General features: G+C 61.5%; 15 protein-coding genes. 4 read left to right on the top strand and 11 right to left on the bottom strand.

Annotation, left to right across the window (positions count from 1 at the left end; genetic code table 11):
• Window positions 1-114: 114 nt before the first annotated feature.
• The 10 genes from FHT84_RS12625 to FHT84_RS12580 form a co-directional block, all read right to left on the bottom strand.
• Window positions 115-504, bottom strand: coding sequence for a hypothetical protein (locus FHT84_RS12625; RefSeq protein WP_112343800.1), 390 nt, complete (start codon window positions 502-504; stop codon window positions 115-117).
• 16 nt (window positions 505-520) lie between these two features.
• Window positions 521-1,075, bottom strand: a complete 555-nt coding sequence (gene cheD, locus FHT84_RS12620) for a chemoreceptor glutamine deamidase CheD (protein WP_112343799.1) — start codon at window positions 1,073-1,075, stop codon at window positions 521-523.
• The gene (locus FHT84_RS12615) at window positions 1,072-1,461 is read right to left on the bottom strand and encodes a response regulator (RefSeq protein ID WP_004128537.1); all 390 of its coding nucleotides are present in this window, start codon (window positions 1,459-1,461) and stop codon (window positions 1,072-1,074) included. The genes cheD and FHT84_RS12615 overlap by 4 nt, the downstream gene beginning before the upstream one ends.
• A complete protein-coding gene (gene cheB / locus FHT84_RS12610; protein ID WP_183762689.1) occupies window positions 1,461-2,504 on the bottom strand; it encodes a protein-glutamate O-methylesterase CheB in 1,044 nt (347 codons plus the stop codon). Before cheB ends, FHT84_RS12615 begins: the two co-directional genes overlap by 1 nt.
• Window positions 2,501-3,409: a protein-glutamate O-methyltransferase CheR gene (gene cheR, locus FHT84_RS12605; protein ID WP_183762687.1), complete on the bottom strand. Its 909-nt coding sequence runs from the start codon at window positions 3,407-3,409 to the stop codon at window positions 2,501-2,503. The genes cheB and cheR overlap by 4 nt, the downstream gene beginning before the upstream one ends.
• A complete protein-coding gene (locus tag FHT84_RS12600) occupies window positions 3,406-3,873 on the bottom strand; it encodes a chemotaxis protein CheW (RefSeq protein WP_112343796.1) in 468 nt (155 codons plus the stop codon). The genes cheR and FHT84_RS12600 overlap by 4 nt, the downstream gene beginning before the upstream one ends.
• Window positions 3,874-3,877: 4 nt before the next feature.
• Window positions 3,878-6,166 carry a chemotaxis protein CheA gene (locus FHT84_RS12595; RefSeq protein WP_183762684.1) on the bottom strand — a complete coding sequence of 763 codons (2,289 nt, stop codon included), beginning with the start codon at window positions 6,164-6,166 and terminating at the stop codon, window positions 3,878-3,880.
• Between the two features lie 16 nt (window positions 6,167-6,182).
• Complete coding sequence (cheY1, locus tag FHT84_RS12590) at window positions 6,183-6,548, bottom strand: chemotaxis response regulator CheY1 (RefSeq protein WP_004128526.1); 366 nt, start codon at window positions 6,546-6,548, stop codon at window positions 6,183-6,185.
• A complete protein-coding gene (locus tag FHT84_RS12585) occupies window positions 6,545-6,841 on the bottom strand; it encodes an STAS domain-containing protein (protein WP_112343794.1) in 297 nt (98 codons plus the stop codon). Before FHT84_RS12585 ends, cheY1 begins: the two co-directional genes overlap by 4 nt.
• A gap of 62 nt (window positions 6,842-6,903) precedes the next feature.
• Window positions 6,904-8,550 carry a globin-coupled sensor protein gene (locus FHT84_RS12580; RefSeq protein WP_183762769.1) on the bottom strand — a complete coding sequence of 549 codons (1,647 nt, stop codon included), beginning with the start codon at window positions 8,548-8,550 and terminating at the stop codon, window positions 6,904-6,906.
• Window positions 8,551-9,267: 717 nt separating this feature from the next.
• On the opposite strand from FHT84_RS12580, the gene FHT84_RS12575 reads away from it, so the two are divergent.
• The 3 genes from FHT84_RS12575 (at window position 9,268) to secD (ending at window position 14,105) form a co-directional block, all read left to right on the top strand.
• A complete protein-coding gene (locus FHT84_RS12575) occupies window positions 9,268-10,797 on the top strand; it encodes a glycosyltransferase family 39 protein (protein ID WP_183762681.1) in 1,530 nt (509 codons plus the stop codon).
• 237 nt (window positions 10,798-11,034) lie between these two features.
• The gene (locus FHT84_RS12570) at window positions 11,035-11,454 is read left to right on the top strand and encodes a hypothetical protein (RefSeq protein WP_183762678.1); all 420 of its coding nucleotides are present in this window, start codon (window positions 11,035-11,037) and stop codon (window positions 11,452-11,454) included.
• A 92-nt stretch (window positions 11,455-11,546) separates the two neighbouring features.
• Window positions 11,547-14,105 carry a protein translocase subunit SecD gene (gene secD, locus FHT84_RS12565; RefSeq protein ID WP_183762675.1) on the top strand — a complete coding sequence of 853 codons (2,559 nt, stop codon included), beginning with the start codon at window positions 11,547-11,549 and terminating at the stop codon, window positions 14,103-14,105.
• Window positions 14,106-14,218: 113 nt separating this feature from the next.
• Here the strand turns inward: secD and FHT84_RS12560 are convergent, their stop codons facing one another.
• Complete coding sequence (locus tag FHT84_RS12560; protein WP_183762672.1) at window positions 14,219-15,094, bottom strand: SMP-30/gluconolactonase/LRE family protein; 876 nt, start codon at window positions 15,092-15,094, stop codon at window positions 14,219-14,221.
• Window positions 15,095-15,358: 264 nt separating this feature from the next.
• Here FHT84_RS12560 and FHT84_RS12555 point away from each other — a divergent pair, with 264 nt between their 5' ends.
• The gene (locus FHT84_RS12555) at window positions 15,359-17,428 is read left to right on the top strand and encodes an ATP-dependent helicase (RefSeq protein ID WP_183762669.1); all 2,070 of its coding nucleotides are present in this window, start codon (window positions 15,359-15,361) and stop codon (window positions 17,426-17,428) included.
• The last annotated feature ends 45 nt before the right edge of the window (window positions 17,429-17,473 follow it).

Below are 17,473 nucleotides of genomic sequence, written 5' to 3'. Positions count from 1 at the left end.
AAATAGAAATCGAAACTTGTGCGAACGTTTCGTCCGGCTGGAAAAACAGGAAAAAGTCAGGAAGAAACGATGAGGATTATATAAGAAAAACAGTATCTACTGCCGGCCGCCGGATCAGAAGAAATCGAAATCGCCGGCAGCCTTCGCCATGGGCTGGGAATGCGCATGAGATCCACCGCCGCCAAGCGCCTTCTGCATCTCCGTCAGCTTGACCAGGCTCAACGCCGTTGCCAGATCGACCGTCCAGCCCTCGGGCATGGTCCCGGCGATCGTATCGATGAATTCGGCGATGCCGCGGGTCTTCTGCACGGCAAGGTCGATGCCCTGAACGACCTTCATCGCTTCCGGCGAGGCCATTATATCGGCACCGCTGATATCGAGCAGCTGCGGTTCGATGCGCTCGATCAGATAGGCGACGTCATGCAATTCGGAAACGACCCGCAGGAGGATGGCGGGAAGCGTCTCCTCGATGGCGGGCGTTTCAATGTGCTGGAAGGGGGTCATGCGGTAGCCTCGCTGATCAGAAAAATTCGATCGTATTGTCGACCGGCTTGGGAGCCACGACCGGACGCTGTTCCAGCGCGACGGTCTTCTGCGTCTCCGCACCGGTCAGCGGGTATTGCCTGGCTCTTCCGGAGATCGGCCAATATTCGATCTTGCGTCCATGCTCGCCGCCCGTGCTGGAGCTGACGACCGGTATGCCTTCGTCTTTCAGGAACTGCATGGCGAAAACGGCATTCTGCTCGCCGACATTGGAGAAAGTGGCGATCGTCTTGGCACCGCCGAAGACTTTTGCTTCCAGCCGGTCGCGTCGCGCTCCCTTCTTCAGGAGACCGTTGATCAGAAGTTCCATCAGGTGCACGCCGTAGCGCGTCGCGTCGCCGCCGCTCATCGGCGAGGTGGCCATTCCCGGGAGGAGGAAATGGTTCATCCCGCCGACGCCGGCGATGGGATCGCGCAGGCAAGCCGCCACGCAAGAGCCGAGGATGGTCGTCAGCACTACGTCGGGATCGCTGATGACCTTGTACTCGCCCTGAATAATATGCACGCGACGGGCAGCACCCTCGACGATCATTTCAGTGCTCCGAAGACAGCCTCGATGGCAGCTTTCATCTTTTCGATGGTGAAGGGTTTGGCGAGCACGTTGTTGGCCCCGAGCTGCGCCGCCTTCTGGACCAGCGCGCGGTCACCCTGCGCCGTCAGGATGATGAAGGCCGCCTTCTTCGTCGTCGGGTTTGTCCGGACTGCCTGCAGCAGACCGAGCCCGTCCATTTTCGGCATGTTGAAATCGGAGATGACGAGATGGTGCGGCTGTTGCTCCATGATCTTCATCCCCTGCTCGCCGTCGCCGGCGGCGGTGATCTGCTTGAAGCCGAGCTGCGTCAGAGCATCGCTCAGCAACAGACGGCTGGTGACCTGATCGTCGACGATCAGAACTTTGATTTTCTCCGCTAGAGACATTATTCGCTCCCTTCCTTTCGGGCGGCTGTTATTTTCAAAATTTCCTCGCCAATGGCGTTCAGCGGAAACTGCTGTTCGACGGCGCCGAGCTCGTGCGCGACCCTCGGCATGCCGTAGACCACACAGGTCTTTTCGTTCTGGCCGATGGTGCGCGCACCGGCGTGGCGCATCTTGAGGAGACCGGCGGCGCCGTCACGCCCCATCCCGGTCAGGATCACGCCGACGGCATTGCGGCCTGCCAATTCGGCAACCGAATCAAAGAGTACGTCGACCGAAGGCCGATGACCGTTCACCGGCCCGCCGTCCACCAGACGGCAATGAGGCGCCGAGGCATTGGCAACCCGCAGATGCCTTTCGCCGCCCGGCGCCAGATAGATCTTGCCGATTTCCAGCCTTGCTCCATCGGTCGCCTCCTGGACGACCGGCGCGCAGAGCCGGTTCAGCCGTTCCGCGAAGCTGCGCGTGAAGGTCGGCGGCATATGCTGCGTGATGACAGTCGGCGGGCAGTTGGCCGGGAATTTCTGCAGGACATTGATCAGCGCCTCGACACCGCCGGTGGAGGAGCCGATGGCGACGATCTTGCGTCCCACGCGGAAATCCGAAACGGCCGGCGGCGGCACACGTTGGGCGGCGGGCTTCACATATTGCCGCTGGGAACGGGCGGCCGCCTTCACCTTATCCGCAAGGTCGCCGAAAGGATGCGGTTCGCCCGGCGACGGCTTTCCGACACAGTCGAACGCGCCGATCTCGAGGGCTGCAAGCGTCGCATCGGCACCGCGGTGCGTCATCGTGGAAACCATGATGACGGGCATGGGCCTCAGCGTCATGATCTTTTCCAGGAATTCGAGGCCGTTCATGTTCGGCATCTCGATGTCCAGCGTGACGACATCGGGATTGAGAGCCTTGATGGCGGCGCGCGCCTCGAGCGCGTCACCGGCCTGGCCGACGACGTCGACGTCCGGATCAGCGCGCAATACGGCCGCGATCAGGCCGCGCATGGTCGGGGAATCGTCGACCACGAGAACACGGGCTGCTGCGTTCATGGTTTCCTCCCCGCGTTCTTGCCGAGATAGCGATAGGTCGTGATGCCGATATTGTCGAAGACGTGCTTCGCCTCGCCAGAGACCCGCTCGGAATGGCCGATATAAAGGTGGCCGTTGTCATGCAGCTGGCCGGCAAAGCGAGACCAGATCTTCATCTGCGTCGGTTCGTCGAAATAAATGACGACGTTGCGGCAGAAGATGACGTCGAACATGCCCTTGAAGGGCCATTGCGCCAGCAGGTTCAGCTCGTTGAAGGTGATCAGCCGCTTGACGCGGTCGTCGATCTGGAATTTGCGCCTGCCCTGGAGATTGACCTCCTGAAACCATTGCTTGCGCATGGCGGGCGAGATCGTTTCGAGCGCCGTTTCATCATAGGCGCCGGCGCGGGCAAGCCCGAGGATCTTCGGATCGATATCCGTCGCAAGGATCTTGAAATCGAAGTCCGCAACATTCGGCATCAAGGCAAGCACGGTCAGCGCGATGGAATAGGGCTCCTGCCCGTCGGAACAGGCGGCCGACCAGATGCGCACCCGGCCACCGGCCTTGGCGCGCGCCAGGAGGCCCGGCAGAACTTCGTCGCGCAGATGATCGAAATGATGGTTTTCGCGGAAGAAGCGTGTGAAATTGGTCGTCAGATGCGACAGCATCTCACGGCGCGCGGCACTTCCTGCCGGGGAGGAAACCAGCTGACAGTAGTCGCGGAAACCGGAGAGGCCCAGCGCGCGGATATGCTTCGACAGCCGCGAATAGACCAGCGACGCCTTGCTCTCGTTGAGCGAAATGCCGGCATCCGCATAGATCATGGCGGCGATCTCCATCAGGTCGCGCCGTGTCAGCGGATATTCGCCGCTCGCCAGCACCTCGTCCGGAGACGCCTTGAAATCCATGGCTCCCATCGCGCTCATGCAGCCTCGCTTTCGCTTTCAGGGAACAGGGCTTCCAGCTCGATCAGGCAGATCATGCGGCGATCGATCGCCACGATGCCGCGCGCAAACTGCCGCTCGTGATCGGAGGAGACTTCCGGTGTCGGCTGGATGCTGTCGTCGGTGATGGTCAGGATGTCCGACACCGCATCGACGAGAAGACCGACCACCTTGCGCTTGACCTGCGCGACGATGATGACATGCCGTGCCGTCGGCTCCGCGCGCTTCATGCCGAGCCGGCAGGAGAGATCGATGATCGGCAGGACCGCGCCACGCAGATTGATGACCCCTAGCATATAGCCCGGCGCATGCGGCATGGCCGTTGCGGGCGTCCAGCCACGAATTTCGCGGACCGACATGATATCGACGCAGAACTCCTGGTCGCCGATGCGGAAGGCGATCAGTTCGCGGGCTCCCTGGGTCAGGTTCTTGACGGCATAGGACATGAACTCACCCCACCGCTGCATAAGACATTTCAGGCTTCAGCGATTGGCCGCGCGAAGCGCCGACCACGGCATCGACATCAAGGATCAGGGCCACGCGGCCATCGCCGAGGATGGTCGCGGCCGCGATGCCCGGCACATGCGTGTAGTTGGCCTCGAGGCTCTTGATGACGACCTGGCGCTGGCCCTGGATGGCATCGACCATGAGGGCCCGCTGCCCGCCGCCTTCCGATTCCACCAGCAGCGCAACACCTTCGACCGGATTGGCCTGCGTGGCGCGGAAGTTCAGGATACGGCCGACATCGACCAGCGGGCAGAAGCTGTTGCGGATCGAGATCAGGCGGTGGTTGGCGCCGAATGAATGGATGGCGGAAGCCTCCGGCTGCAGCGTTTCGACGATCGCCGTCAGCGGCACGACGAGCGTCTGGCCGGCAACCGTCACCACCATGCCGTCGAGGACGGCGAGCGTCAGCGGCAGGCTCATGGTGAAGACGGAACCCTGCCCCGGCTTGGAGCTGATGTTGATGCGGCCGCCGAGCGCCTGAATCGAGCGCTTGACCACGTCCATGCCGACACCACGGCCGGAGATGTCGGAAATCTTGTCGGCGGTCGAGAAGCCCGGCAGGAAGATCAGGTTATCGACTTCCTCATCCGAAAGATTGGCATCCGCCGCGATCAAGTCGTTGTCGATGGCCTTCTGGCGCACCTTTTCGCGGTTGATGCCGGCACCATCGTCGGCAAGCTCGATCAGGATGCGGCCGGAGCGATGCTTTGCCGTCAGGCGAACGGTGCCTTCCGGATTCTTGCCGAGAGCAGCGCGCTTTTCCGGCGTTTCGACGCCGTGGTCGACGGCATTGCGGATCATGTGCGTCAGCGGTTCGGCCAGCTTGTCGATGACGGTCTTGTCGACTTCGGTGTTCTCGCCCTCGGTGATCAGGCGGATCGACTTGCCGGTCATGTCGGCGATTTCGCGAACGATGCGCGACATGCGCTGGAAGACGGGCTTCACCGGCTGCGCGCGGATCGCCATGACGCTGTCCTGGATCTCGCGGGTGAGCTGCTGCAGCTCTTCGAGACCCATGTTGATGGAGGACGCGCCGTTGTTGTCGTTCTCGATGACGCTCTGGGAGAGCATCGCCTGATTGATGACAAGCTCGCCGACAAGGTTGATGAGGCGGTCGACACGGTCGAGATCGACACGGATGGTTTGTCCGGCGGCGGCAGCGGCTGCGCTATTCTGTGCGGCCGCCGCATTCGAAGCGGCAGCAGCGGCAAGGGCGGCTTCCTTCTTTTCGACGCGCGCGGCAGCGGAGGCCAGCTGCGTGACGTTGCTTGCGATTTCCGCGGCGGCAACGGCGGCAGCAGCATCATTCTTCGGAGCCGCTGCCGGCTCGACGTGTTCGGCAGCGGGCGCGGCACCGTCATCATCGAGAGCGGAGAGGTCGAAGGGGACAGGCACCATCGGCAATTCGTCGCTGGCCGAGGCGCAGGCACCACTTTCGACCTGCCTGATATCGAGATCGCAATCCCATTCGGCAAATTCGAAAACAGTGCGAATGGCGTCTTCGCCCTTGTCCGTCTTGATCGAGATCGCCCATTTGAAATAGGCACCTTCGGGATCAAGGTCGATGAGACCCGGCAGCGCATCCATGTCGCAGAAGATATTCATTTCGCCGAGCCGCGCGAGGTCGCGCAACAGCAGCGTCGCGTCGTTGCCCTTGGCGTAGAGATCCGAGCGCGGCCTGAAATCGACCTCATACTCCGGCACGCCGTCGCCGGCCGGCTCGTCGCTGCCGAAATCGTCATCGAAGCTGAAGGGGATCGGCTGGAAACCGCTATCATCGGTCGGAGCCGGCGCCGCAGCCTTGGGAGCGGCCTCGACGACGACTGCTGCCGCAGACGGTGAGGGCAGATCGCCATTTGCCAGCGCTTCCAGTTCCTTGACCAGGCCGCGGCTGCGAGCCTGATCGACACTCCCGCCGTCACGCGCGGCATTGGTGAGATCCGCCAGGACGTCTGCGGCCTTGAGCATGACCTTCAGGACATCCTGGGTCGGCTCCAGCTTGTTGGATCGAACGCAATCAAGCGTGGTCTCGAAGACGTGGGCGAATGCGACCAGGTCGTCGAGACCGAAGGCACCTGCCCCACCCTTGATGGAATGAACGGCGCGGAACACGGCATTGACGGTTTCCGGATCGCGGTCGCCGTCATTCATTTTCAGGAGACCGGATTCCAGTTCGGCGAGCTGCTCTTCGCACTCCTGGAAGAAAATCTCTTTGATTTCGTTCATATCCATGAGGGGTGGATCCTGTTTAGGCGGTTACGCGCTCGATGGCATCGATCAGCTTGGCGGGGTCGAACGGCTTGACGATCCAGCCGGTCGCGCCGGCCTGGCGGGCACGGTTCTTCTTCTCCGCATCGCTTTCGGTCGTCAGCACGAGGATCGGAACGGCACGGTATCTGTCGTTGCGGCGAACGCCCTCGATGAAGCCGAAACCGTCAAGGCGCGGCATGTTGATGTCGGTAACGATGACATCGGGATTGGCTTCTTCCAGAATTTCCAGGCCTTCGACGCCGTCTTCGGCCTGAATGGTCTCGAAACCCGCATTGTTGAGGGTGACGAGAAGCATGTTTCGAATGGTCCGTGAATCATCCACGGTCAGCACTTTTTTCTTCATTGCCGGATCTCCTTGGCAAGCAGATGGGAGATATCCACCCCGATCACCTGCATTGTTTTTTGAAATGCATCCGACACCTTGGAGAAGGTGAAGGAGAGCTTGTCCTCATCCCACGTCTTGGCGGCGGCCATGATGACCTGAACGCACAAGGCCCCGATCCTTTCGACGCCGGACGCATCGATCGCGACATTGCTGCCGCGCATTCCCATCAGCGTGCCGCGAAGGGCGGAGGCCTCGTTGAGGTCCAGCACCGCGGCCAGACTGATTGTCTTTTCGCCTTTCTTGCTCGGCATCGCTTCATTCCCCGTTGTTTGAAATCGGGCCGCCCGGCCCGCATGTGCATGAAACTGAAAGATCAATAGGCATTGCGTGTGCCTCCCATTGCGGTCCTGCGAAGCGGGAAGCCGAAATCGGCCATCTCTTCTTCGTCCCGCCCGATGTTGAATTCATCGCGGGCGGAGAGCTGGCGTTGCTGAGCGGTTTTCACCGGCACGGCAGGCGTTGCCTGGCGCCGCTCGCGCTCGATGCGGAACTCGCGAATGGTCCGGCCGAGCTCGACGACGACGCTATGCAGGTGATCGGCGCCTTCCTCGGAGCGGCTCGCCTCGCTCCCGGCAGCCGCCGCGCGCTCGCTATAGCCGCCAATATCTGATGTCAGCGCCTTGAGTCCCACGACCTGCTCGTCGCTGGCCGCAGCAATCCCGGAGATCGCCTCGTTGATATCGCTCACCTGACGGACGATGCTGCCGATCGCATCCTGGGTGCGACCAACCATCTGGACGCCCGCATCCACCTGGGCTTTGGTGCCCGTCACCAGAACCTTGATCTCGCGTGCGGCATCGGCGGAACGCTGGGCGAGCGCGCGAACTTCCTGCGCGACGACGGCAAAGCCGCGGCCGCTGTCGCCGGCGCGGGCGGCTTCGATGCCGGCATTCAGCGCAAGAAGATTGGTCTGGAAGGCAATCTCATCGATGACGCCGATGATCTGACCGATCTTTTCGGCCGAGGTCTCGATATCCGACATCGCCGATATCGCCTGACCGACGATCCGGCCGCTGTCTTCTGCCGCCGCGCGCGTCGATACCGCGACACGCTCAGCCGAACGCGTATTGGCGGCATTGCCGCGCACCTGTTCGGCGAGTTCGGCGAGCTGCCGCGCCGAGACCGCGAGCGCACGCGACTGTTCGGACGATGTTTCCGCGAGGGATTTCGAGGCATGGGAAATGGCACCGCTTGCCGCCTCCGCCGCCTGGACGCCGCCGGACAGAGCCGAAAACTGCTGCTGAATGTCCTCCAGCGCCGCATTCAAGGCGTCCGCGACCTCGGCATAGGCTTCGGGACAATCCATCGGCAGCCGGGTCGTCAGATCGCGATCGGCAAGACCGTTGGCAAGCTCAGCGAGGAAGGCCGCAGCCTCGGCGCGATCGGCAGTCCGCTGTTCGGCCAGCGCCCGCTGGTGGCCGACCCGCAATTCGTTGAAGCGAAGCGATACGGCAATCTCGACATCGACCATCACGAGCCGCACGACTGATGTCACGAGTTCGCTCAGTTCACGGGCGCGGCGCTTGGCTCCAGGCAGGATGGCACGGCTGCCCATGTCTTCGAGAAGGCCGGAAAGAAGATGCTCCAGCATCACGCCATGACCCGCGACATGCCAGCGCGGGTCGAGACCCATCTTGCTTTCGCTGTCGGACAGAACCTTCACGCGCTCGGCATAAAGACTGTCGAAGCGTGCATCCGTCAGCACATCCCAATGCGAGGACTGCAGATCCTGAAGGCGCTCGAGCTGGTTTTCACTGGAAAAATTGCGGGAAGCATCCGGAAAGGTCTGGAAGCGGTGGAAGAGATCGCGCAGGCCTGCTTTCAGATGCGTCTCGAGCATCGGCCGGTGGCGGCGCAAGATTTCACATTGCCCGGCATCGAGACCAGCAAAACGCAAGCGGTCGCGAAGGCTGCCAGCCTGCGCCTTACCTGCCTGATCTGACGGCGAATCCTGCGCCAAAATCGTCCCTGCCGAACTGCCGCGCATTCAAGCGCCGGCGAAACCGCTGATGATCCGCGCCAGGCGCAATGAGGAGGCGAGAAAAGGCAGCCGTCGCCGTCGATCAGCTGATCGAGGCACCGAAGCTCGCTCGTTCATCAAAGTCTGTTGCGGACCTGTTTGATGACATGGATACCGGATCGGACCCGGTACGACGGGGCGGCTTCATGCCTGGTGAGAACGAGTCACAATTTTCCCATTCCGACGTTCAAGCTCAATATTTATGGTTAATTCCTTGCCCGAAGGTTAATGACGGAAGAAGGCGTATTCTGCGCCATTCCCTCCTAAATTAGGCATTACTTTCAGATATACTTTATCGACCGGTAAAAACTGGGATCGCAAGTCACGAGCAAGCTTCGTATCTTACTGTTCAAGGGATAGACAGCTTCGATGTCGATACGGAGAGAGCAATGATTGTTCTTGGTTTGACCGCCTCGCTGATGGCCAGCCTGACGCTTGCGGCCTTCATGCTTCTGTGCCGCATAGAGGGGACACGCGGTAAAGCCGCTTCGCGCGTCCTTTAGATAAAGCTGTCACGGCGTCTCAGATCCATAATCGAAATACGGCATTCGTGGTTGCGACGGCGACCGCTGCCGTCTTACAGATGGCAGGGAGCTAGCTTTGGTCTCAATAGTTCCGTATTAAGCCTCACGATCAGGCACCGAGACCCATCCATTAATGCTCGACACGACCCATTCCCGCACGACTGCACAGAAACTCTCTCTGCAGGTGGCTCTCGCAATCATCTTCGGAGTGACGCTCTGGCGCGTCCTCATGCTGCTGGTCAACAGGACCGACCTCTTCGTCGACGAGGCGCAATATTGGTTCTGGGGCCAGAATCTCGATTTCGGCTACTACTCCAAACCGCCGATGATCGCCTGGGTCATCCGCTTCTTCAATGTGATCTCCGGCTCGGATTCGACCTTCTGGATCCGCATATCGGCGCCGCTCTTCCATCTCGCCACCGCACTGATGCTGATGCGCACGACGCGGCGGCTGATCGGGAGCGAGGAAGGACGCGAGATTGCACCCTGGGTCGGCGTCATCTTCATCACGCTGCCAGCCGCCTCGCTTTCCGCCGTGCTGGTATCGACCGACACGATCCAGATCCTGTTCGTGACGATCGCCATATGGGCTTTTATCGGCCTGACCAGGCGTTCCTCGGTGCTGGAAGCTGTCATCCTCGGCGCCAGTCTCGGTTTCGCCTTCCTAACGAAATATTCGGTGCTTTTCCTTCTGCCCGGTGTCGGCATTGCCATGCTGACGATGCGTTCGGCGCGCATCGCCTGGCGGGATGTTGTGATTGCCGCCATCGTCGGCGCCATCGTCGTTTCACCCAATCTCTGGTGGAACTTCGCCCATGATGCAGCGACCATAAAGCACACAGAAAATATTGCCCAATGGAGCAAAGACGGTGGCAGCAACAGTCTGCTGAAGCACATACTCAACGGGCTCAGCTTCTTCGGCGCCCAGTTCGGCGTGATCGGCCCGGTCGTCTTCTATGCGCTTTTGTGGACGACGTGGCGATTGATCCGCGGGCGGAGCGACGATCGGGAAAAGCTGCTGTTCTGGCTATCGGTGCCTGTCGTGGCGCTGATCACGCTGCAGGCCCTCCTCGCTAAGGCCTATGCCAATTGGGCCGTCTCGGCCTATGCCGCCGGCACCATTCTCGCCGTCTGGTTGCTCTATCGCCTGACGAAAAAGGGGCTGAGCACCTCGCTGATCGTCGGCGCCGTCGTCGCCTTCGTGATCCCGGTGCTGACCGTCTTTGCCTATGACATCAAGCTGCCGAATGGCGATCTCATCATGAAGCGCTATGTCGGACGCGCCGTCATCAGCCGGGAAATCGCCGACATAGCGACGGACGCGAAGACACCGGTCATCGTCGCCGAGGATCGCGATATCCTCGCCGATCTTTATTATACGTTGAAGGGTAAGCCTTTCCGGATCTATGCCCGCAATTTCGGCGGCTTTCCCAATAATTATTACGAGCAGAATTTCTCTTTGCCGGCCGACGTGACCGGGCCGGTGCTGTATATCGACAACGGCCCCTTCGAATGCGCGGGGAGCCAGGTGGACCTCATCAAGAGCTGGTCGCCGCCCTATGGCGAGATGAAAGGCAAAACGCTTCATGCCTATCGCGTTTCGGCATCCTGCCTGGCACCCAAACCGTCAGCAGCCGCCGGAACGGGAGCAGCGGGAAATTAAGAAACCGAGCCCGGACTGTTGACCGGCTCGCGCAAGTGCATCATGACAGGCCGCGCTAAAGCGCCGTGCGTCACATGTGACCCACAAAGGTCGCTGTAGCGCTTTTAATCTGTTGCATAATTCCTTAAAGCGATGCCGATTTAAGGAATTATGCAGTGGGAAGACGCCAGGCGTCCTGATATCATGACTGAACCGCCGGTGTTCGCGCCGGCAAAGGAACAAAGGCATTTCTGACTGTTGAGCCCACTCGAATTCGGCATTGCCGACAGCGAAGATAAAGACGACAGGACACACCGCGCAGGCGCGCGCGTGATCGCCTCGCTGTTCGTCGCGTTCTTCGCCTATATCGGACTGGCGCTCGGTGGCGGCATCAATCTGGCCGCGCGCGCCGATGCAGATGCTCTTTCTTCCGGCAAGGATAGCCAACCGCTCTACCTGTCCCTGCGGGATCCGGTGCGCGGCATCGTCGTTGCCGACCGCCTGGTAACGCCGAAAGCGACCTGGCACGATATCGGACCGGCGATACTCGCCTCCCTCCCCTCTCTCGGCTATCTGGCCACGCCGTGGCAGCCACGCCATCCCGGCGATGCTGCTCGGCTCGAATCTCTGGCATTTAGCGCCTATTTCGCGCGCGGCCCTCCGGGCGATTTCGCGTAAGCGATCGGCGCCGATGCGCCGCATCTCCGACATGACCTTAAGTCCGCCAGCGGTCAACCGCCGGCATAAGCGTATTTTCAAGGATAATACCCATGCGCACCTCACCATGGCTCGTGGCACTCTATACAGTGATCATCGTCATTGGCTTTCTGATAGCCCTGCCGAACGCGCTGCCGCCGTCGGTTCTCAGCAAGATCCCATCCTGGCTGCCGCATAGCCAGGTGTCCCTCGGCCTCGACCTTCGCGGCGGCTCCTACCTCGTTCTCGAAGTCGACGAGAAGGATCTGACGAACGGCCGGCTGCAATCGCTGCAGCAGGACGCACGCCGCGTGCTGCGCGACAAGAACATCCAGGTCCGTTCGGTCGTCCGCAGCGGCGACCAGATCGTCGTGACGCTCAACGATCCCTCGCAGAGCGGTGACGCGGTGACGCAGTTGCAGACGCTGGCCAATACGATCACGTCGGGCCTCTCGGCCGGCCAGTCCGATCTCACCATCAAGCCGAACGGCGCAACGATCGCCATGTCCTTCTCGCAGGCCGGCATTTCGGCCAACGTCGACTCCGCCGTCCAGCAGAGCCTTGAAGTCATCCGCAAGCGCGTCGACCAGGTGGGCGTTGCCGAGCCGACCATCCAGCGCGTCGGCCCGAACCGGGTTCTCGTCCAGCTTCCGGGCGCGCAGGATCCGTCCCATCTACGCGAGCTTCTCGGTTCGACCGCGAAGATGTCCTTCCATCTGCTGGCCGACAATGCCGATCCGAACAATCCGCCTCCCGGCGTCACCATCATGAAGGACGAGCAGGGCAACAGCTATCCGGTTCTCGATCGCATCGAACTGTCCGGCGACCGTCTGACGGACGCCCGCGTGAGCTTCGATCCGAACACGCATGAGCCGCTCGTCACCTTCCGCTTCGACAGCGCCGGTGCCAACCGCTTTGCCGAAATCACCCGCGAAAACGTCGGAAAGCCCTTTGCCATCGTCCTCGACAACAAGGTGCTGAGCGCGCCTAATATCCGCGAGCCGATCACCGGTGGTTCGGGCCAGATCTCCGGCAACTTCACCGCCGACAGCGCCACCACGCTTGCAGCCCTGCTGCGTGCCGGTGCTCTGCCGGCCAAGCTCACCGTCATCGAAGAGCGTACCGTCGGCGCCGACCTTGGTAGCGACGCGATCCAGAAGGGCATCTATAGCGGCTTGGTCGGCTTCGTTCTGGTTGCCGCCTTCATCTTCGTGCTCTATGGCACCTGGGGGATTCTGGCGAATGTTGCCCTGCTCATCCACACGGTCCTGACCTTCTCGGCCCTGACGCTTGTCGGCGCCACGCTGACGCTGCCGGGTATTGCCGGTATCGTTCTCGGTATCGGCCTTGCGGTCGATGCCAACGTTCTCATCAACGAGCGCATCCGCGAAGAAACCCGCAAGGGTCGCGGCGCCTTCGCCGCCATCGATAACGGCTTCAAGAAGGCCTATTCGACGATCATTGACGGCAACATGACGGCGCTGATCGCTGCCGCCATCCTGTTCTACTTCGGCTCCGGCCCCGTCCGCGGCTTTGCCGTGACCATGGGTCTCGGCCTCATCATCTCGATGTTCACCTCCGTCGCCTTCGTGCGCGTAGTGATGATCGCCATCACCCGTCGCCGTAAGCTGAAGGTGATCAACATCAGGCCGCTGATCCCCTTCAGCCCCTATGACAAGCACATCCAGTTCATGAAGGCCCGCTTCTTCGGCGTCACCGTCTCGGCGATCCTGTCGCTCGCCTCGGTGGTCCTGTTCATCCATCCGGGCCTCAACTACGGCGTCGATTTCCGCGGCGGTATCCAGATGTCGGTCAAGACCAAGGACGCGGCCGATCTGGCGACGTTCCGCGAGGGCCTGAACACGCTCGGCCTCGGCGAAATCGCACTGCAGTCCTTCGGCGACAACAACAGCCTTCTTGTCCGCGCCCAGCGCCAGGACGGCGGTGAAGAGGCGCAGACCGCCGCAGTGACCAAGCTCAAGGCAGAAATCGTCAAGATCGATCCAAGCGCGACCATCGAAGGCACCGATGTCATCGGTCCGAAGGTCTCGGGCGAGCTTGCCTGGGCCGGCATCCTGTCGGTCGTGATCGCCAGCCTGGCGATGCTGTTCTACATCTGGTATCGCTTCGAATGGCCGTTCGCAGTCGGCGCCATCGTCACGCTGATCCTCGACGTCACCAAGGCGATCGGTTTCTTCGCGATCACCGGACTCGATTTCAACCTGACGGCCATCGCCGCAATCCTGACGCTTGTGGGATATTCGGTGAACGACAAGGTCGTGGTCTATGACCGCATGCGTGAAAACATGCGGCTCTACAAGTCGATGCCGCTGCGCGATATCATCGACAGGTCGATCAACGAGACGCTGGCGCGAAGCCTCTATACCAACGCCACCGCCTTCCTGGCGCTGGTGCCGATGGCGATCTGGGGTGGCAGCGCCGTCTCCAGCTTCGCGATCCCGATGGTGTTCGGCATCCTCGTCGCCGGTGCCTCGTCGGTCTTCATTGCCGCGCCGATCCTGCTCTTCCTCGGCGACTGGCGTCGCCGCCATGCCAAGCCGGTCGCCAACGATGCGAAGCCGGCGGACGACAAGTCCGGCAAGGACAACAAGCAGATCCCCGCGTTAGAATAAGCAGCCAATATCTGAGAACAGGACATGCCCGAGCTTCGGGCATGTCCATCAGCCGGACGAAAGCATCTCAGGCGAAATGCGCGGCGAGCGCCATTAGAAAATCGCAAAGCGCCTCAGGAAATGGACGGCATATGCAACGGCAGGCCGAGACGGGGCGCCGTTATCTTTTCTATGACGCCCTTCTCCTGTTCGCCGACGAGCAGGTGCTTGCCGTCGACGGTGAAGGCGATGCCGCTCGGCCGCGTGCCATTGGTGCGGATATGGCCGGACATCATCCCCTCTCTATCGATCAGACAAATTTCGCCAAGGCCGGACATGGCACAATAGAGCGTGCCGCTGCGATCGAAGGCAAGGCCCGATGGCCCGCGCAGTACGTTTACCGCGGGCGACCTCATCGATTGCGCAAACATCTCCTGCCGCCCGCCGACGATCTGCCGATGGATTTTTCCAGTCAGCGTCTCGCTATAGTAAAGCAGCCCATCAGGTCCGAAGGCGATGCCGCTGGCAAGCAGCAGGCCGGCGGCCAGGACGCGGATCACCCGGCCTTCGGAAGGATCGATCTGATAGACGCAGCCATTATAGGCGGCCTTGAAGAAATCCGGATGGATATGCCCTCTTTCCAGCAGGTCGGTGAGGCGAATGCCGGAATCGGTCATGTAGAGCAGGCCGTCGGGCCCGAAGGCGAGCGCGTTCGGATGAAGAAACGGGCCGTCGGCACTCCCCTCTATCACCTGGCGGATCCGCCCTTGCGGCGAGAGCTTGATGAGCGAATTCTCCGGGCCGCCGGCCACCCAGAAGCAGCCGTCACCGTCGATCGCGATTCCGGTCGGGCTGCCGCCGATCCGACACAGTTCCTCACAGGCGCCGCTCGTATCGAAAAGCTTTAGATAACGGCGACTTGGGTCCGTCTCAACAAGCGCGATGCGCCCGTCCGGCAGAGCCACCAGTCCGCCAGGCAGGCGCAGCCCAGTGGCGATCGTTTCGTTCATATTCGGAAACCTTCACTCAACGCACTGCGAAACCCATACTCAAAAGTGCCGCGCCATGATCATACATAAGAACAAACAAAGTTCTTTTCGAGCCGCCTCCACCAAATCCGAATGAAATTCTTGCGCAAACTTCGCACCGACGAGGGAATTTCCTCCAACTTGACAGGTTCGGCCGATTCGGAACATCCATAGAACGCTGAGATATTTTCACATCTGCGATTCGTCGCAGGTCGCGCCCGGCTTCCTCGCCATCCAGGAGAATTGATGACTGCCGCCTACCTGGAAAAATTGAACCCGGAGCAGCGGCTGGCGGTGGAACACGGCACGACAGCGGATACGGGCCACATCGCCGGACCGCTGCTCGTCATCGCGGGCGCCGGCTCCGGCAAGACGAATACGCTTGCCCATCGGGTGGCGCATCTGATCGTCAAGGGCGCCGACCCGCGCCGTATCCTGCTGATGACGTTCTCGCGCCGCGCCGCCGCCGAAATGGGCCGCCGCGTCGAGCGCATCTGCCGCGAGGTGCTGGGGGCCAATGCCGGCATCACCGCCGATGCGCTGGCCTGGAGCGGTACGTTCCACGGCATCGGCGCGCGCCTGCTGCGGGATTATGCCGAGCAGATCGGCATCGATCCGGCCTTCACGATCCACGATCGGGAAGACAGCGCCGACCTCATGAACCTTGCGCGCCATGATCTCGGCTTTTCCAAAACGGAGAACCGTTTCCCGACCAAGGCGACATGCCTTGCGATCTATTCGCGCTCCGTCAATGCGGAAGCGCCGCTCGACGGCGTACTGCGCGACTTCTTTCCATGGTGCGCCATGTGGGAGCAGCAGCTGCGCGATCTTTTCGCCTCTTATGTCGAAGCGAAGCAGGCGCAGAACGTGCTCGATTACGACGACCTGCTGCTCTACTGGGCGCATATGCTGCAGGAGCCGCTGATCGCCGAGGATATCGGCAGCCGTTTCGACCATGTGCTCGTCGACGAATATCAGGACACCAACCGGCTACAGTCCTCCATCCTGCTCGCCCTGAAGCCGGATGGCCGGGGATTGACCGTCGTCGGTGATGACGCGCAGTCGATCTATTCCTTCCGTGCCGCGACCGTGCGCAACATTCTCGACTTTCCGAAAGCCTTCACGCCCTCGGCCGATATCGTGACGCTCGACCGCAATTACCGCTCGACGCAGCCGATCCTGGCCGCCGCCAATGCCGTGATCGATCTCGCTTCGGAGCGCTTCACGAAGAACCTGCGTACCGAGCGGCAGAGCACGGAACGGCCGCGGCTGGTGACGGTGCGTGACGAGTCCGATCAGGCGCGCTACATCGCGGACCAGATATTGGAAAATCGCGAGGGCGGCACGCGGCTCAAGCAGCAGGCCGTGCTCTTTCGCACGTCGAGCCATAGCGGCCCGCTGGAAGTGGAACTCGCCCGGCGCAACATCCCCTTCGTCAAATTCGGCGGGCTGAAGTTTCTCGACAGCGCCCATGTGAAGGACATGCTGGCGGCGTTGCGCTTTGCCCAGAACCCGCGCGATCGCGTGGCGGGCTTCCGCTTGATGCAGCTCCTGCCCGGCGTCGGCCCTTCGACAGCACAGCGCGTGCTCGACCAGATCGGCGAAGAAGCGAGTCCGATTGCGGCGCTCAGCGAACTGCCGCCACCGCCGCGCACGGGAGACGACTGGACCGCCTTTGTCGAGACGATGCGAGAAGTTAAAAGCGGCAAGGCCGGCTGGCCGGGGGAAATTGGCCTTGTCCGCCAATGGTACGAACCGCATCTGGAACGCGCGCATGAGGATGCCGCGACACGCCAGGCGGATCTCGTCCAGCTCGAACAGATTGCCGCGGGCTACGGCTCGCGCGAGCGCTTCCTCACCGAACTGACGCTCGATCCGCCTGACGCGACCAGCGATCAGGCCGGTACGCCACTGCTGGATGAGGACTATCTGATCCTCTCAACCATTCATTCCGCCAAGGGGCAGGAGTGGACGAAGGTCTTCATCCTCAACGCAGTCGACGGCTGCATCCCCGCCGATCTCGCCGTCGGATCATCGGCCGAGATCGAGGAGGAACGGCGGCTGCTCTATGTTGCGATGACGCGGGCGAAGGACAATCTCGATCTCGTCATTCCGCAGCGTTTCTTCGTGCATGGTCAACATGCGCATGGCGACAAGCATGTCTTTGCCTCGCGCACACGTTTCATCCCGGCGACGTTGCTGCAGTTCTTCGAGGTTTGCGGCTGGCCGCAGGCACGCGCCGAAAGCGCCGCCGCGATCCGGGCGAGAGAAGTGCGCGTCGATGTGGGGGCGCGGATGCGGGGCATGTGGCGGTGAGTTGAGACTCGGTCGCTGGGACGAGGCAATCTGAAGTGCCCCGTC

Origin of the sequence: Rhizobium sp. BK289 (genome assembly GCF_014193575.1) — a bacterium.
GTDB lineage: Bacteria > Pseudomonadota > Alphaproteobacteria > Rhizobiales > Rhizobiaceae > Rhizobium > Rhizobium tropici_C.
Note: the sequence above shows the minus strand (reverse complement) of the source record. Positions and strands in the feature narration are given on the sequence as shown.

Bases quoted from the DNA above. Each gene is read 5' to 3' on its own strand.
- cheB (WP_183762689.1), bottom strand. From the start codon at position 2,504: ATGAACGCAGCAGCCCGTGTTCTCGTGGTCGACGATTCCCCGACCATG.
- cheY1 (WP_004128526.1), bottom strand. From the start codon at position 6,548: ATGAAGAAAAAAGTGCTGACCGTGGATGATTCACGGACCATTCGAAAC.
- secD (WP_183762675.1), top strand. From the start codon at position 11,547: ATGCGCACCTCACCATGGCTCGTGGCACTCTATACAGTGATCATCGTC.
- FHT84_RS12595 (WP_183762684.1), bottom strand. From the start codon at position 6,166: ATGGATATGAACGAAATCAAAGAGATTTTCTTCCAGGAGTGCGAAGAG.
- FHT84_RS12615 (WP_004128537.1), bottom strand. From the start codon at position 1,461: ATGTCTCTAGCGGAGAAAATCAAAGTTCTGATCGTCGACGATCAGGTC.
- FHT84_RS12555 (WP_183762669.1), top strand. From the start codon at position 15,359: ATGACTGCCGCCTACCTGGAAAAATTGAACCCGGAGCAGCGGCTGGCG.
- FHT84_RS12560 (WP_183762672.1), bottom strand. From the start codon at position 15,094: ATGAACGAAACGATCGCCACTGGGCTGCGCCTGCCTGGCGGACTGGTG.
- cheR (WP_183762687.1), bottom strand. From the start codon at position 3,409: ATGAGCGCGATGGGAGCCATGGATTTCAAGGCGTCTCCGGACGAGGTG.
- FHT84_RS12575 (WP_183762681.1), top strand. From the start codon at position 9,268: ATGCTCGACACGACCCATTCCCGCACGACTGCACAGAAACTCTCTCTG.
- cheD (WP_112343799.1), bottom strand. From the start codon at position 1,075: ATGATCGTCGAGGGTGCTGCCCGTCGCGTGCATATTATTCAGGGCGAG.
- FHT84_RS12585 (WP_112343794.1), bottom strand. From the start codon at position 6,841: ATGCCGAGCAAGAAAGGCGAAAAGACAATCAGTCTGGCCGCGGTGCTG.
- FHT84_RS12625 (WP_112343800.1), bottom strand. From the start codon at position 504: ATGACCCCCTTCCAGCACATTGAAACGCCCGCCATCGAGGAGACGCTT.
- FHT84_RS12600 (WP_112343796.1), bottom strand. From the start codon at position 3,873: ATGTCCTATGCCGTCAAGAACCTGACCCAGGGAGCCCGCGAACTGATC.